14 protein-coding genes and 1 pseudogene are annotated in these 15,171 nt (G+C 73.6%); 12 read left to right on the top strand and 3 right to left on the bottom strand.

Annotated elements, in window-relative coordinates:
- The first annotated feature begins 85 nt into the window (after window positions 1-85).
- The 6 genes from ACZ5CZ_RS29090 (at window position 86) to ACZ5CZ_RS29065 (ending at window position 7,376) form a co-directional block, all read left to right on the top strand.
- Window positions 86-766 (top strand): FadR/GntR family transcriptional regulator, encoded by a 681-nt coding sequence (locus ACZ5CZ_RS29090; protein WP_385841357.1) that lies wholly within the window; start codon window positions 86-88, stop codon window positions 764-766.
- Window positions 763-2,202, top strand: coding sequence for an amino acid permease (locus ACZ5CZ_RS29085; protein ID WP_468947243.1), 1,440 nt, complete (start codon window positions 763-765; stop codon window positions 2,200-2,202). Before ACZ5CZ_RS29090 ends, ACZ5CZ_RS29085 begins: the two co-directional genes overlap by 4 nt.
- Window positions 2,203-2,243: 41 nt before the next feature.
- Entirely contained in the window at window positions 2,244-3,260 is a 1,017-nt protein-coding gene (locus ACZ5CZ_RS29080) for an asparaginase (RefSeq protein WP_467540347.1), read from the top strand.
- 116 nt (window positions 3,261-3,376) lie between these two features.
- Window positions 3,377-4,315: a glutaminase gene (locus tag ACZ5CZ_RS29075; RefSeq protein WP_385841246.1), complete on the top strand. Its 939-nt coding sequence runs from the start codon at window positions 3,377-3,379 to the stop codon at window positions 4,313-4,315.
- Window positions 4,316-4,590: 275 nt separating this feature from the next.
- The gene (gene mptB, locus ACZ5CZ_RS29070; RefSeq protein ID WP_468947241.1) at window positions 4,591-5,994 is read left to right on the top strand and encodes a polyprenol phosphomannose-dependent alpha 1,6 mannosyltransferase MptB; all 1,404 of its coding nucleotides are present in this window, start codon (window positions 4,591-4,593) and stop codon (window positions 5,992-5,994) included.
- Window positions 5,995-5,999: 5 nt separating this feature from the next.
- A complete protein-coding gene (locus tag ACZ5CZ_RS29065) occupies window positions 6,000-7,376 on the top strand; it encodes a glycosyltransferase family 87 protein (RefSeq protein ID WP_468947368.1) in 1,377 nt (458 codons plus the stop codon).
- A gap of 59 nt (window positions 7,377-7,435) precedes the next feature.
- On the opposite strand, the pseudogene ACZ5CZ_RS29060 reads toward ACZ5CZ_RS29065, so the two are convergent.
- Window positions 7,436-8,266, bottom strand: a pseudogene (locus tag ACZ5CZ_RS29060) (D-alanyl-D-alanine carboxypeptidase family protein); the annotation flags it as partial.
- A gap of 88 nt (window positions 8,267-8,354) precedes the next feature.
- Window positions 8,355-9,506, bottom strand: a complete 1,152-nt coding sequence (gene rho / locus ACZ5CZ_RS29055; RefSeq protein ID WP_468947239.1) for a transcription termination factor Rho — start codon at window positions 9,504-9,506, stop codon at window positions 8,355-8,357.
- Between the two features lie 364 nt (window positions 9,507-9,870).
- Between rho and ACZ5CZ_RS29050 the strand changes: the two genes are divergently transcribed.
- The 4 genes from ACZ5CZ_RS29050 (at window position 9,871) to ACZ5CZ_RS29035 (ending at window position 13,310) form a co-directional block, all read left to right on the top strand.
- Window positions 9,871-10,089, top strand: a complete 219-nt coding sequence (locus tag ACZ5CZ_RS29050) for a hypothetical protein (RefSeq protein WP_468947237.1) — start codon at window positions 9,871-9,873, stop codon at window positions 10,087-10,089.
- Between the two features lie 59 nt (window positions 10,090-10,148).
- The gene (locus ACZ5CZ_RS29045; protein ID WP_468947235.1) at window positions 10,149-10,775 is read left to right on the top strand and encodes an RNA polymerase sigma factor; all 627 of its coding nucleotides are present in this window, start codon (window positions 10,149-10,151) and stop codon (window positions 10,773-10,775) included.
- Complete coding sequence (locus tag ACZ5CZ_RS29040) at window positions 10,772-12,244, top strand: ATP-binding protein (RefSeq protein ID WP_468947233.1); 1,473 nt, start codon at window positions 10,772-10,774, stop codon at window positions 12,242-12,244. Before ACZ5CZ_RS29045 ends, ACZ5CZ_RS29040 begins: the two co-directional genes overlap by 4 nt.
- 166 nt (window positions 12,245-12,410) lie before the next feature.
- Complete coding sequence (locus ACZ5CZ_RS29035) at window positions 12,411-13,310, top strand: hypothetical protein (protein WP_468947231.1); 900 nt, start codon at window positions 12,411-12,413, stop codon at window positions 13,308-13,310.
- A gap of 58 nt (window positions 13,311-13,368) precedes the next feature.
- Here the strand turns inward: ACZ5CZ_RS29035 and ACZ5CZ_RS29030 are convergent, their stop codons facing one another.
- The gene (locus ACZ5CZ_RS29030) at window positions 13,369-13,767 is read right to left on the bottom strand and encodes a nuclear transport factor 2 family protein (RefSeq protein ID WP_468947229.1); all 399 of its coding nucleotides are present in this window, start codon (window positions 13,765-13,767) and stop codon (window positions 13,369-13,371) included.
- Between the two features lie 72 nt (window positions 13,768-13,839).
- Between ACZ5CZ_RS29030 and ACZ5CZ_RS29025 the strand changes: the two genes are divergently transcribed.
- Together ACZ5CZ_RS29025 and ACZ5CZ_RS29020 are read left to right on the top strand one after the other, a co-directional pair.
- Window positions 13,840-14,403: a PadR family transcriptional regulator gene (locus ACZ5CZ_RS29025; protein WP_385841237.1), complete on the top strand. Its 564-nt coding sequence runs from the start codon at window positions 13,840-13,842 to the stop codon at window positions 14,401-14,403.
- Between the two features lie 3 nt (window positions 14,404-14,406).
- A partial coding sequence (locus tag ACZ5CZ_RS29020; RefSeq protein WP_468947226.1) for a class I SAM-dependent methyltransferase occupies window positions 14,407-15,171 on the top strand: 765 nt, incomplete at its 3' end.

Below are 15,171 nucleotides of genomic sequence, written 5' to 3'. Positions count from 1 at the left end.
GTGCCTGCCCGCAACCCGCAGGATCGCATCCGTGAACCTGTCAGACAGCCAGACAGGTGGTCCGGTCCCGCGGCGCGTCAGCGCCATGGAAGCGGTACTCGGCCACCTCCGCGGCGCCATCGAACGCGGCGAGTACGCCATCGGTGACAAGCTCCCTTCCGAGGCCGAGCTGTGCCGCACCCTCGAGGTGTCCCGGCCCGTGCTGCGCGAGGCGCTGCGCGCCCTCCAGACGATGGGCCTCACGGTCTCCAGGACCGGCAAGGGCACCTTCGTCGTCGCGACCGCCGTCGAGGACCCCACCTTCGGCGACTACGCGGCCAGCGATCTGCTGGAGGTGCGCCGGCACATCGAGATCCCGGTGGCCGGCTACGCGGCCCTGCGCCGCACCCCGGAGAACCTGGACCACCTGGCCCACCTCCTCGACCGCATGGAGCGGGAGACGGACACCACCGCGTGGGTCGCGATGGACACCCTCTTCCACCTCGCCGTGGCCGAGGCCGCCCAGAACCCGGTCTTCCGCCGGGTCATCGAGGAGATCCGCGACGCACTGGCGCGTCAGTCGGCCTTCCTCAACGAGCTGGGCGGGCGCCGTGAGCAGTCCAACCGCGAGCACCGGGCGATCGTCGAAGCGCTGGCCGACGGTTCCGAAGACGACGCGGTGGCGGCGATGAGCCACCACCTGGACCGCGTCGAGACGACCCTCACCGACATCGTGCGTCCCCAGCGGACGCACGACCTCCCCACGGAAGGCGGACCCGAGGCGTGAGCGAGCAGCACCTCAAAGACGAGACGCGCCCCTCGGCCGGCCATGTCGACGCCGGAGACGCGGGCTACAGCAAAGGCCTGAAGCACCGGCACGTCAACATGATCGCCATCGGCGGAGCCATAGGCACCGGCCTCTTCCTCGGCGCGGGCGGCAGGCTTGCCGACGCCGGGCCCTCCCTCTTCATCGCCTACGCCGTCTGCGGCGTCTTCGCCTTCCTGGTGGTACGGGCCCTCGGCGAACTCGTCCTGTACCGCCCGTCCTCCGGCGCCTTCGTGTCGTACGCCCGGGAGTTCCTGGGCGAGAAGGGCGCCTACACCGCGGGCTGGATGTACTTCCTCAACTGGGCGACCACCGGCATCGCCGACATCACCGCCGTCGCCACCTACACCCACTACTGGGGCATGTTCTCCGACATCCCGCAGTGGGTGATCGCGCTCATCGCCCTGGCCGTCGTGCTCACCGTGAACCTGATCTCGGTGAAGATCTTCGGCGAACTGGAGTTCTGGTTCGCGATCGTCAAGGTGAGCGCGCTCGTCGTCTTCATGGCGATCGGCATCTTCCTGCTGGTCACCCAGCACCCGGTCGCGGGCCACCACCCCGGCCCGGCCCTGATCACCGACAACGGCGGCGTCTTCCCCAACGGCCTGCTGCCCATGCTGCTGATCATCCAGGGCGTCGTCTTCGCCTACGCCTCCGTCGAGCTGGTCGGCGTCGCCGCCGGTGAGACCGAGAACCCCGAGAAGATCATGCCGAAGGCGATCAACTCGATCATGTGGCGGGTGGGCCTGTTCTACGTCGGCTCCGTCGTCCTGCTGTCGATGCTGATGCCCTGGAACAAGTACAGCGCCGCCGAGAGCCCCTTCGTGACGGTCCTGTCGCACATCGGCATCCCCGCGGCCGGCGACGTGATGAACCTGGTCGTGCTGACCGCGGCCATGTCCTCGCTCAACTCCGGTCTCTACTCCACCGGCCGCATCCTGCGCTCCATGGCGATGAGCGGCTCGGCCCCGAAGTTCACCGGGCGGATGAGCCGCAGCCAGGTACCGTACGGCGGAATCCTGCTCACCAGCGGTATCTGTGTCCTCGGCGTGGCCCTCAACTACGTCGTCCCCGCCGACGCGTTCGAGATCGTCCTCAACTTCGCGGCGATCGGCATCCTCGCGACCTGGGGCATGATCATGATCTGTCACCTGCTCTTCTGGAAGAAGACCCAGAAGGGCGAGCTGACCCGGCCGTCGTACCGGCTGCCGGGCTCCCCCTGGACCGAGATCGTGACGCTGGGCTTCCTCGCCTCCGTCCTGGTCCTCATGTACGCCGACGGCGGCGCCGGACGCACCACCGTGCTCTGTCTGCCGCTGATCGTCGCAGCGCTGGTCGCGGGCTGGTACGCCGTCCGCGCCCGGACAGCGCGCACGTCCACCGGCGCCGACGCGTGACCCGCCCACCGGCGCTTTCCAACTCATCGATGCAGGCAGTGATGTACAGCAGTTCCCCCGCCGACGCGCCCGTAGTCCGCGAACCCCTCCACGCCCCCGTCGCCCACCTCATCCGCGGCGGGGTCGTCGAGGGCATCCACTACGGCTCGGTCGTCGTCCTCGGCGCCGACGGCCAGGTGCAGTTCCAGCTCGGCGACATCGAGGCGGCCTTCTACCCGCGCTCGGCGGTCAAACCCCTCCAGGCCGTGGCCATGGTGCGGGCGGGGCTGCCGCTCGACGGCGAGCTGCTGTCACTGGCCGCCGCGAGCCACTCCGGCGAGGAGCGCCACCTCGCCGGCACCCGGCGCATCCTGGAACTCGCCGGGCTCGCCGAGGACGACCTGCGCAACGTTCCCGACATGCCGTTCGACCCGGTCGTCCGGGACGCCTGGGTCCGCGAGGGCCGGCTGCCCTCGCGGCTCGCCCAGAACTGCTCCGGCAAGCACGCGGCCATGCTGTGGACCGCCCACCTCAACGGCTGGTCCCTCGGCGACTACCTCGACCCGAAGCACCCGCTCCAGCAGGCCATCGCCGAGATCGTCGAGGACCTGACCGGACAGCGCGTCGCCCGGGTCACCGTGGACGGCTGCGGCGCGCCGCTGTTCTCCATCTCCCTGCACGGCCTCGCCCGCGCCGTGTCCCGGATCGTGTCGGCCGCGCCCGGCACGCCCGAGGCCCGGGTCGCCGACGCGATGCGCGAGCACGCCGAGATGGCCTCCGGCACCGGGCGGGACGTGGCCGCGCTGATGCGGGCGGTGCCCGGACTGCTCGCCAAGGACGGCTTCGAGGGCGTCCAGGTGGCCGCGCTCCCCGACGGGCGCGCCATCGCGGTGAAGATCGCCGACGGGGCCAACCGGGCCCGCATCCCGGTGGCGGCCGCCGCGCTCGCGCGCGCGGGCGTCGACCCCGCACTGCTCACCGAGTTCGCGGGGGAGCCGCTGCTGGGCGGAGGCGAGCCGGTGGGCTGTGTGCGGGCCGTGCGGGCGCTGGACCCGGTTCCGGTCACCGCTTGCGCATAGCTGCGGTGGGAGCCCCGCTCGCTTCGGCGGGCGGGGCTCGTCTGACCTGTGACCTGCGGTAACGAGCGGATATCGGCCCTGTCGCGAGTGGGCTCCGGGGCCGGTCCGGAGGCACAATGGTGATCATGACAATGACGTCGTCCCTCACCTTCCTGCCGGTCCTGGAGCGCATCGCCGAGGAGATGGACCGCACGCCGGGCCGTGGCCGTCCCGCCGACTACATACCGGCCCTCGCCGCCTGCGACCCGCGCAGCTTCGGCATGGCGGTCGCCGAGCTGGACGGCACCGTCTACGGGGTGGGGGAGTGGCGCCAGCCCTTCTCCGCGCAGTCCATCACCAAGGTCTTCACGCTCGCCCTGGACCTGGCCCGCGAGGGCGACGAACTCTGGGAGCACGTGGGCCGCGAGCCCTCCGGCAACCCCTTCAACTCCCTGGTCCAGCTGGAGTACGAGAACGGCATCCCGCGGAATCCTTTCATCAACGCGGGCGCACTGGTGGTCACCGACCGCCTCCAGACCCGTACCGGCGACGCGGCGGGCGAGCTGCTGGCCTTCCTCCGCGCCGAGAGCGGCAACCCGGGGCTGGACTTCGACAAGGACGTCGCCGCCTCCGAGACCGCCCACGGCGACCGCAACGCCGCCCTCGCCCATTTCATGGCGTCCTACGGCAACATCGACAACGACGTGCCGACCCTGCTCGACCAGTACTTCCGGCAGTGCTCCGTCGCCGCCTCCTGCGCCGACCTGGCCCTCGCCACCACCTTCCTGGCCCGGCACGGCATCCGCGCCGACGGCAGCCGGCTGCTCACCCGCAGCCAGGCCAAGCAGGTCAACGCGGTCATGCTGACCTGCGGCACCTACGACGCGGCGGGGGACTTCGCCTACCGGGTCGGCCTGCCCGGCAAGAGCGGGGTCGGCGGCGGGATCATCGCGGTCGTACCGGGCCGGTGCACGCTGTGCGTGTGGAGCCCCGGCCTGGACGAACGCGGCAACTCCGTGGCCGGAGTCGCGGCCCTGGACCGCTTCACCACCCTGACGGGCCTGTCGGTGTTCTGACGAACCTCGGTCGCTGTGCCCGCCTCCTCCCCCCCCGTCGCCCTCGAAATACCGCCAGAGCTCCAGGTCGTCGTCGTCCACACGGATCCACGTCGGCCTACGGCCATGCCGGCGCAGGACCCGGCCACGGAGGCGCCCCCACGCCGCAGCGCCCGGCAGCCGGACCGGCGGGCGGGGCCGGGCCGGGGCGCCCACCATGCACCGGCCACCCCGCCGCCCCCGTCCGGAGAGCTGCGCGTCGCCTCCCGGTCACCCCGCGTTGCCACGCTGCCCCGGTGTGGGCCAAGGCATTCCCCGTCGACCTCCGCCGCTGCCGGCTGCTGGGACTGGCCGGCACCGGCTGTCTCGCGCTGGGCGGTGAGACGGCCGGTGCGCTGCCGGTCGAGGACCTGCTGGACCCCGCCTCGGCCCGGGCCGCGCTCGGCCTGGTCGGGGTGTACTTCGGCGTCGTCCTGCTGACCGCGGCCTGGGTGCTGCTGGGCCGTCTGGTCCGTGGCCCCCGGCCGCCCGGCCCGCGCGCCCTGCTGCTGGTGCTCGCCGTCTGGGCGGCCCCGCTGCTGCTCGCCCCGCCGCTGTTCAGCCGGGACGTCTACAGCTACCTGGCGCAGGGCGCCATGGTCGACGCCCATCTGGACGTCTACACCCACGGCCCCGCCCAGCTGGGCGGCCCGCTCGCCGACGAGGTGGCCCCGATGTGGCGGCACACCGGCGCCCCGTACGGCCCCGCCTTCCTGGCCCTGGCCTCCGCGCTGTCCGCTCTCACCCACGGCCGGCTGCCCGCCGGTCTGCTCGGCATGCGGCTGCTCGCCCTCGCCGGAGTGGCGCTCATGGCCCTCGCGCTGCCCCGCCTGGCCCGGCACAGCGGCGCCGACCCCTCCGCCGCGCTGTGGCTCGGCGCTCTGAATCCGCTGGTGCTGCTGCACCTGGTCGCGGGCGCCCACAACGACGCCCTGATGCTCGGCCTGCTCGGGCTCGGCCTGGTCGCCGCGCGGGGCCGCAGACCCGTGGCCGGCGCCGTGCTCGTCACCCTGGCCGCCCTGGTCAAGGCGCCCGCCGCGCTCGGCCTGCTCGCGGTCGTGGCCCTCCGGGTGCGCGCCGGGCGCCGCCCGCTGGCCGCCGTGCTCACCACGGCGGCCGCCGCCGCGGTGACCACCGTCGCCGCCACGGCCGTGGCCGGCACCGGCTACGGCTGGATCGGCGCCCTGAGCACCCCCGTCTCCCCGCACAACTGGGCCCTGACCAGCCTGCTCGGCCGTGCCACCGGCGCCCTGCTCAGCCGCCTCGGCAGCGGCCTCGCCCCGCTGGCGGTCCCCGCCTGGCAGCTGCTCGGCCTCGCCGCGACCGCCGTCGCCGTCGCCCTGATATGGCTGCGGCTGCGCCCCCGGCCGGTGTACGCGCTGGGGCTCAGCCTGCTGACCGTCGCCGTGTTCGGCCCGGCGCTGCGCCCCTGGTACGTGCTGTGGGGGCTGTTCCTCATCGCCGCCGCCGCGCCCAGCACCCCGGTACGGCACCGGGGTGCCGCCCTGGCCGGTGTCCTCGCCCTCGCCGTGCTGCCCAGCGGCGGCCCGGCCGACACCGGGCAGCTGCTGCTCGCAATCTCCGGCGGGGCGCTCGGTCTGGTCGTGCTCTGGCAGGCCCACCAGGCGGCCCAGGCCCCGGCCCCGGGACGTACCGCATGATCCGGCTGCCGCAGCCCCGCACCGATCGGGGCCGTCTGCTGCTCGTGCTCGCCCTGGCCGTCGCGGTGACCGCCTTCACGGCGACCGTCCCGCTGCTGCGCGGCTTCTTCGACCTGCGGGTCTACTACGGGACCGTGCACACCTGGGTGGCGCACGGCGGCCGGATCTACGACTACCACGTGCCGGGCACGTCGTACGGCTTCACCTACCCGCCGTTCGCCGCGCTCGCCATGCTGCCGCTGGCCCCGCTCGGCCGCACCGCCGCCGTCGCGGTCTCCCTGCTGCTGAACCTCGCCGCGCTGGCGGCCGTCCTGGGGATCCTCGCCGGCCCGGACCGGCGCCGGTACGGCTGGTTCCGCTGGGCGCTGGCGCTGTGTCTGCTCGCGCTGTTCGAGCCGTTGCGGGACACCGTGAGCTTCGGCCAGGTCAACCTGGTCCTGCTCGCGCTCGTCCTCGGCGACGCCTGGCTGCTGGCGGCCGGCCGGGACCGCTGGGCGGGCGCCGGCATCGGGCTCGCCGCCGCGGTGAAGCTGACGCCCGCGCTGTTCATCGGGCTGCTGCTGCTCGCCGGGCGCCGGCGTGCCGCCGCCACCGCCGTGGCCGTGGCCGCCGCGGCGACCGGGCTGGCCGCCTGGGCGGACCCCGGGGCGTCCCGGTACTACTGGACCGACGCGCTCTGGCAGACCGGCCGGGTCGGCCGCCTCGACTACGTCTCGAACCAGTCCCTCCAGGGCGTGCTGGCCCGCCTCGGCGAGACCGGCCGCCCGCTGTGGGCGACGGCGGTCCTGCTCACCCTGTGCGTCTGGGCCCGGCGAACCCACCGGGCGGCCCGGGCCGGCGACTGGGCGGCTGCCTTCGCGCTCACCGGGGCGGCGGCCTGCCTGGTCAGCCCGATCACCTGGGTGCACCACCTGGTGTGGCTGCTGCCCAGCTTCGCCGTCCTGCTGCGCACCGGCCACCGGCGCGTCGCGGCGGCCCTGTACGCGGTGCTGTGCACCAGCGTGGTCTGGCTGTGGGTGGACGGCGCCACCGGGCCGGGCGGCTTCCTCGGCGCCAACGCCTACACCTGGATCACCCTGGGCCTGCTGCTCGGCCTGCCGGCCGGTCAGCCGCGCGCAGCCCTCCTGGCCCGCCGCGCCACCGCCACCGCGCCCGCACCGAGCCCGGCGACGCCGAGACCGACGCCGATGCCCGGCCAGCCCGGGTCCTCGTCCCGCGCCCCCGAGGTGGCCGCCGCGACCGGTACGGCCGGGGCGGCCGGCCGGGACACCGGCCGCAGCGCGTCCAGCGAGCCCACCGGATCCACCCGGCCCGCCGCCGAGAAGCCCCAGTCGAGCAGCGCGCGGGCCTCCTCGTACACCGTGAAGCCGCCGCCGGCCTGAGGGTTGAGCACCGTCACCACCAGGGTGCGCCCGCCCCGGCGCGCCGCCGCCACGAGCGTGTTGCCCGCGTTGCTGGTGTAGCCGTTCTTGACCCCGATCAGCCCGGGGTACGGTGCCACGCCGTCCTCGCCGGTCAGCAGCCGGTTGGTGTTCTCGATCCCGTACGACGACCCGTCACCGGGGAACCGGGCGGAGGCGGTCGAGCAGTACCGGGCGAAGTCGGGGTTGCGCAGCCCCTCCCGCCCGAAGACGGCGAGGTCGTAGGCGGAGGAGACCTGGTCCGGGGCGTCGTAGCCGTCCGGGGACTCCACATGGGTGTCCAGGGCGCCGAGCGAGCGTGCCTTCTGCTGCATCCGCCGGGCGGTGACCTCCCAGCCGCCGCCCAGCGAGGCCAGCACATGCACGGCGTCGTTGCCGGAGCTGAGGAAGACCCCGCGCCACAGGTCGGCCACCTGGTAGCTGTGCCCCTCCTCGACCCCGACCAGGCTGCTGCCCGGGCCGACGTCCGCCAGTTCCTCGTAGCGCACGGTGTGCTGGAGCCCGCTCGGCAGCCGGGGCAGCACGGTGAGGGCGAACAGGGTCTTCAGCGTGCTCGCGGGCGGCAGTCTGCGGTGGGCGTCGGCCGCCGCCAGCACCTCCCCGCTGCTCGCGTCGGCGACCAGCCAGGACAGCGCCGAGACGTCCGGCAGCTCGGGCACGCCCGGGTGCGGCCGGACCTGGACGCCGGAGCTGTAGAGCAGGGAGGGGCCGGGCGTGGCCGCCCGGGGCGCGGGCGGCGCGGGATCCCCGGCGCGGCGGCCCGCGGCGGCGGCCGGGGCGAGCGCCAGCACACCCGCCACACAGAGGGAGCAGGCCGTCGTAGCCGCCCTGGAAGAAAGTCCGGTGATCATGTGATCAACGTAGGAACGGGGAGGGGTGGGTGCCGCGCCGGGCGGGCCGTTCGGCCCACAGGAGCAACCCGGACGACGCACCCGGACCTCAGCCGCCGGGGAGGGTCGGCCGGACCTGCCGCAGGAACGCGGCGTTGTCCGGGGTGGCGCGCAGCCGCTCCAGAAGGGTTTCCACGGCGGCCGGTCCGCCCTCGCGCGAGCGCAGCGCCCGGCGCAGCCCGCGTACGGCCGTCAACTCGGCCGGGGAGAGCAGGAGTTCCTCGCGCCGGGTGCCCGTGGTGTCCAGGTCGACGGCCGGGAACACCCGGCGCCCGGCCAGCTCCCGGTCCAGCCGCAGTTCCATGTTGCCGGTGCTCTTCAGCTCCTCGAAGAAGTAGCCGTCGGCACGCGAGCCGGTGTCCACCAGCACGCTGGCGAGGATGGTGAGCGAGCCGCCCTCCTCGGCCTGCCGGGCGGCGCCGAAGAACCGTTTGGGGCCGAGCAGCGCGCCCGCGTCGACACCGCCGCTCAGGGTGCGGCCGCCGGCGGCGGAGGCGTTGTTGTGGGCCCGGCACAGCCGGGTCAGCGAGTCCAGCAGGACCACGACGTCCTCGCCGGCCTCGACCAGGCGCTTCGCCCGCTCGATCACCAGCTCGGCGAGGGCGATGTGCTCCTTCGCCGACCGGTCGAAGGTGGAGGCGTACACCTCGCCGCGCACCGAGCGGCGCATCTCGGTGACCTCCTCGGGCCGCTCGTCCAGCAGCAGCACCATCAGCCGGCACTCGGGGTGGTTGCCCGCCACGGCGGCCGCGAACTGCTGGAGCAGCACCGTCTTGCCGCTCTTCGGCGGGGCCACGACCAGGCCGCGCTGGCCCTTGCCGACCGGGGCGAGGAGATCGGTGACGCGTCCGGCGAGCCCGGCCGCCGGGTGTTCCAGTCGCAGGCGCGTGTGCGGGTGGAGCGGGGTGAGATCGCCGAAGTGCCGTCGGGCGCGGAGGTCCGCGGGGGCCCGCCCCTCGACGCGGGCGATCTCGGTCAGGGCGCGCTGGGCGCCGCGGACACCCTCGACGAGGTCGCCCCGGCGCAGCCCGTACCGGCGGATCAGCGCCGGCGGGACCTGCGGGTCGGCGGGCGAGGGCAGGAGGCTCGCGGCGGCCCTCAGCCACCCCTTGCCCTGGGTGTCGACGTCGAGGACGCCCGCGACGATCGGGGCGGCCGCGGCCTGCGTGCCGGCCGGACGGTGTTCGAGTGTGGTGGTCATGGTGGCTGGTCCTTTCACGGACGGAAGCAAGCAGGGGGAAGCGGGGGAGAAGAGGGAAGTGGCCGCGAGCGGGAGGCCTGACTGTGCCTCCGGGCGGCGGGAACGGCCCCTGGAGAGGCATGGAAGCCCTGGTCACGAGGGGTGTTGATCAGAAGCCCGGGCCGGTCGTAAGCCTCGGCCGAGGGGCTGATGGAGAAGAAAGCAGCACGGGTACCCGTACGACGGGGCACGCACATGCGCTGATCGCACTATACCGGTGACTCCGTGTCCGTCAACATACCGACGCCCGCATCCATTCCCGCGGCCGTAGCGCCGGTCGCCGCTTCCCCTTGCACGCTTTCGCGAGCGCAGCGCACTGAGGGGTATGAGCGAATCATCGACGCCGCCGCGGGACGCCTCCGCGGCAGAGCACGGGCCGACGGCGGAACTCCCGGGCCGTACGGCCGAGTTCGTCGCAGTGCTGCACGCGGTGCCGGGGGTCACGATCGCGGTCTACGCGGCAACCCGCTCCGCCCTGCTGACCGTTGCTACCCTCGCGGTCGCCGCACTGCTGGGCCGGGGCCGGATCAGGCGTGGCCGGTAGGCCGCCCCGGCGGCGAACGACTCGGCTCGGCATGTGTCACTGGATCGGAGACCCCGCACTTGTCTCTCACCGACCCGCTTCCGGACCGCTTCGCGGCCTTCTGCCGGCGGGACCTTCCGCGCCTGGTGCGCCATCTGAGGATGTCCGGGTACGACCAGGACCTGGCCGAGGACGCGGCGCAGGAGGCCATGATCGCGCTGCTCGAGGTGTGGGGGACCGGGCGCGTGGCCGATCCCGGGGCCTGGGTGCGGTGTGTGGCCGGGCGCAAGGCCGCCGCGGCGGTGCGCAGGGAGCGCAGGCTCCGCGAACTGCACGGCCAGGCGGCGCTGGAGCTGGAGCTGTCGGTCCCCGCCGACCACGGCGACGAGGGCGCGATCGGCACCACGCTGCGCTACCTTCGCGCGCTGCCGCCGATGCAGCGGTGGGTCATGGCGTGGCTCTACGACGGCTACAAGTCGGCGGAGATCGCCGAGCACACCGGCCAGACGCCCGCGACCGTCAGATCGCACATCCGGCATGCGCGCCGCTCCTTGCGGCCGCTGTGGGAAGCCGAGAACGCCGAGACCGCCGGGAACGCCGAGCGCGCCGAGAACGCCGAGACCGCCGGGAACGCCGAGCGCGCCGGGACCACCGGGCACGCCGGGAACACCGGGAACGCCGAGAGCAAGGAGGCCGACGGCCGATGAACGAGTCGGACCTGGCCGACGCGGCCGCCTTCGAGGGCTGGATCCGCCGGACGGCCGATCAGCTCGCCGGCACGGTGCTCCCGGAAGAGCGGCTGACGGAGATGATGACCGCGATCCGGGCCGCCGCCGAGAAGCAGGCGGGCAGCGCCGGGCACGCCTTCGAGCAGGTGCTGGAGCGCACCGGCACCGATGCCTTCGTCGCGTTCCGTGCGCTGGTGAGCAGGGTCAACCCCGAGGCGTCCAGGGCCCGCAGGCCGGCCGACCTCTACGGGGTGCAGGTCTTCGACGGGCTCGCACAGGACGAGGGTCGCCCGGGTGGCGGCGGGCAGCGGCGCGGGCACCTGACGGTCGTGCGAGACGAGCCACCTCCCGCCCCGGACCTCCGCCTGGCCTCGCCCGCGGTCGCGGATCTGCTGATGGGTACCCACCTCTACGGCGACCGGGGGGTGGCGCTCCGGGAGCTCTACCAGAACGCGGTCGACGCCTGCCGTTACCGCCGGGCACGCTACGAGTACCTGGCCCGCGCCCGGGGAGTCACCCGCGCCTACGACCCCGAGATCACCTTCACCCAGGGGCGCGATGACGCCGGGCGGCCGTTCGTGGAGTGCGTCGACAACGGCGTCGGCATGGGCGAGGAAGAGCTGCGGAACCTGTTCTCGCGGGCCGGGGCGAGATTCGTGGAGTCGGCCGGGTTCCGCGCGGAGTCGGCCAACTGGCAGCGGTGCGTCCCGCCGGTCGTGCTGCACCACAACAGCCGCTTCGGCATCGGCGTGCTCAGCTACTTCATGCTGGCCGAGGAGGTCGAGGTGACGACGTGTCCGATGGACCGGCACGGTGAGAGCGGCCCGGAGCTGAGACTCGCCGCCGACGGCCGCGGTTCGGCCTACCGCATCGTCCGCGCGCGGGAGCGCGGGGAACCGGGGACGCGGGTCCGGCTGCTGCTGGACGAGCCGACGGCCTGCGGCGAGCCGTCCCTGGCGGCGGCGCTGGAGCGGGTGCTGGGCATCGCGGCCGTCCCCACCTCCTTCCGCCACGGGGACGACGTCACCTCCGTGTGGACACCCGGTGAGTTCCGCGGCGCGCGGGCCGCCGGGTGGACGGTTCCGTGTCTGGGCGGCCGGGTCCTGTGGTGCGAGGACGGTGGAGCGCTGCTCGTCGACGGCCTGGTCACGGAGGCGGAACTCGACCGCGGGCTCGCCGCGGACCCGGCCGGCGGAACGCTGCGCGGCGCGGTGGTCGATCTGCCGGCCACCACACCCGGGCTGGTGCTGTCGGTCGACCGCAGGCGGGTGGTGAGCGAGGTGTCGGCCACCGTCGAAGCGCTGCTGAGGCAGGCAGCCGGCGAACTGGTTGCCGACCGGGCGGAGTTGGTGACGGCGACATGGCTGGAGCGCACGGCACGGCAGAGTCCGGCGGTGGCGGCCGTCGTGCGGGACGCTCTGGCCCGGCGGTCCGGCACATCCGGATGAGCCCTCGTGCACAAGGGCGGGCCGGGGCCCTGGCCGGGACCGGCCGCCCCGGCCCGTGCGGGGCAGGCGGGCGGTCGTGTCATGGATCCGTACCACATGTCCCCAGACCATAACGATCCCGGACTTCCGGGGACTTTACGCGTCGGCCATGCACTATCTTCGGGACATGTCCACGCCACCACAGCCCCCGCAGCCGGCCGGTCAGCAGCCTCCGCAGCCGCAGCAGCCCGCGCCGCAGCCGGGCGTCCCGGCCCAGCCGACGGCCTACCCCTATCCGAACCCGCAGTCGCCGCCGCCGGGGAACTTCTACGCACAGCCCACGCTGGTCGGCCAGCCCGGCCCGGTACCTCCGGGTCAGCCGCAGGCGCAGCCGGGCAACCCCTATGCCCAGCAGCCCCAGTTCGGCCCGGTGCCCGTCCCTCCGCCCGGTGGCGGCGGCAGCGGCGGGGCCGGGAAGGCGGTGCTGTGGGCGGTCGTGGGCGCGGTGGTCGCCTCCGTGGCATGGGCCGGCGGGGTCTTCCTCCCCGGCAAGGGCGACGGCGCCGACCTGCGCGGCTACAAGGCGCCCGGCAACCTGTGCACCGCCGGCGACTACTCGTCGTTCAAGAGCGAGTACCCGGAGGACGACTCCAAGCCGACCAAGTCGAACCTCAAGGACCCGGCCCTTGAGGAGAGTTATTGCAGCCTGGGGCTGAAGAAGAGCGGTTCGACGTACTCGGACGCCTATCTGTCGATGCAGCTTGACCTGCACAAGAAGACCGACCCCGGGCCGGAGTTCACCGCGACCTGGAAGAAGTACGGCGACAGCCACAGCGGTTACCACGTCACCACCGTCGACGGCATAGGCGACGAGGCCTACCTCGTGGTGTGGGACACCACCAAGAACTCCTCCTCCGGCTCCCGGTACGTCACCCTCGCCGTACGCGAGGGCTGGACGACGTACCAGATGGGCTACAGCGCCTACCTCAGCTCCTACGACCAGGACAAGAACCCGCCCGCGCTCAGCGATGTGGAGGACTGGCTGAAGAAGGACACCAAGTCGACGCTGGACCAGCTGAAGGGCTGACGGACGGCATCGGACCGGGCCGGACCTCCGCGACGGGGCCGGCCCGGTGGCGCGCCGCTCAGACGGACCGCGCCCGCGCCTCCTGCGCGATCTGCTCGAACCGCGCTCCCATGGCGGCCGCCAGCGCCTGCGCGCCGGACAGCGGGCGGACCATGACCATCAGGTCGTCGATCAGACCGTCCTCGTTCACATGCAGGATGTCGCAGCCGGTCAGCTCGCGGTCGCCGACCCGGGCGGTGAAGACCAGCACCTGGTCGGAGCCGGCCGGGTCGCCGATCTCCCGGACGTACCGGAAGTCCTCGAACACCTGGACCACCCCGCGCAGGATCGCCGCGGTGATCGCCTTGCCCGGGTACGGCTTGAAGACCGCCGGGCTGCTGAAGACGACGTCCTCGGCCAGCAGCGCCTCGACGGCGTCCATGTCCCCGGCCTCCACGGCCTCACGGAACGCACGCATCCGCCCACCTCGCATACTCAACTATTTGAATAGGTGCGGGTGAGACTAATCAACGGCTGTTAGCCTGTCCACATGTCGCTCAAGTACGCCGTTCTGGCCGCCCTGCTGGAGGGCGAGGCCTCGGGTTACGAGCTGTCCAAGGTGTTCGACGTCTCCCTCGCCAACTTCTGGCCCGCCACCCCGCAGCAGCTCTACCGCGAACTGGAGCGACTCGCCCAGGACGGCCTGGTGCAGGCCCGCACCGTGCGCCAGGAACGCCGGCCCGACAAGCGGATGTTCACCCTCACCGAGGCCGGCCGCACCGAGCTGAAGTCCTTCGCGGCCGCACCTCCGAAGCGGCCCACCGCGGTCCGCGACGAGGTCCTCATCAAGATCCAGGCCATGGACGACGGCGACCCGGAGGCCACCCGGGCCCTGATCGAGGAGCGCAGGGGCTGGGCGCGCGGCAAACTGGACCGCTACCGGCGCGTGCGCGAGCGCCTGCTCGCCGGGCGTACCGAGGAGGAGTACCTGCGCACCGCCGACCGCGTCGGACCGTATCTCACCCTGATGGCCGGGATCACCTTCGAGGAGGAGAACCTGCGCTGGTGCGAACGGGCGCTCGCGGTCGTGCGGCAGCGGGTGGACCTGGGCTGAGCGATGTTCGGTCCCGAAGGCCCCCGGCTGCGCGAACTGGCCGTGCAGGCGCTGTCGTCCGTCGAGCGCGGTTACGACCTGCTCGCCCCGAAGTTCGATCACACCCCGTTCCGCACCCCGGACCCGGTGCTGGAGTCCGTCGCGCGGGCCCTCGCCCCCCTCGGCCCCTTCACGGACGGCCTCGACCTGTGCTGCGGCACCGGGGCCGGCACCCGGATGCTGACCGGGCTGTGCCAGGGCAGCGTCACCGGGGTCGACTTCAGCGCCGGCATGCTCGACGTCGCCCGGCGACGGGTCACCGCCCCGGCCGGCGGGCCCGGCCTCGCCTGGGTGCGCGGCGACGCTCGTGCCCTGCCGTTCACCGCCGCCTTCGATCTCGTGGTCAGCTTCGGGGCGTTCGGGCACTTCCTGCCCCGCGAGCTGCCGGGCCTGTTCGGCCAGGTCCACTCGGTACTGCGGCCCGGCGGCCGGTTCGCCTTCCCGGTGCTCGCCCCGCCCCGCCCCTGGCACCCCGCCTCCTGGATGCTGCTCGGCTTCGACGCGGTGATGCGGGTGCGCAACGCGCTGTGGCGGCCGCCGTTCGTCATGTACTACCGGACCTTCCGGCTCGGCGACGTGTGCCGCGAGCTGACGCGCGCCGGTTTCACCGTCGAACTGCGCGCCCTGCCCGGGTTCGGGGGGGGGGGGGGGGGGGGGGGGGGGGGGGGGGGGGTGGTGGGGGGGGGGGGGGGGGGGGGGGGGGGGGGGGGGGGGGGGGGGGGGGGGGGG

It is taken from the genome of Streptomyces sp. NPDC031418 (assembly GCF_055581605.1).
Note: the sequence above shows the minus strand (reverse complement) of the source record. Positions and strands in the feature narration are given on the sequence as shown.